Genomic DNA, 238 nt, shown 5'->3' with positions numbered 1-238 from the left:
CCCGGGCATGCTCGCCGTGGGCGAGGCACTCGCCGACGCCTGTGCCCAGCGGCGCTTCCTGTGCGTGCTGGGTGATGCCGGGGTCGGCAAGACCTTCGCCGTCCGCACCGCGGCACGCCGTCTCGGCGCGCCTGTGCTGCTTGACCTTCGGGCCCAGTCGGCGCCGGCGGACCTGCGCGCCGGCCTCCACGGCGCACTCGAGCTGACCGGCGCACCGCCTGCCGACCCGCGGCGCCGC

At 77.7% G+C, this 238-nt stretch carries 1 pseudogene; it reads left to right on the top strand.

The features are described from left to right. Positions 1-16: 16 nt before the first annotated feature. Positions 17-238, top strand: a pseudogene (locus tag SZN_RS37405) (ATP-binding protein); the annotation flags it as partial.

Source organism: Streptomyces zinciresistens K42, assembly GCF_000225525.1.
Lineage (GTDB): Bacteria > Actinomycetota > Actinomycetes > Streptomycetales > Streptomycetaceae > Streptomyces > Streptomyces zinciresistens.
Note: the sequence above shows the minus strand (reverse complement) of the source record. Positions and strands in the feature narration are given on the sequence as shown.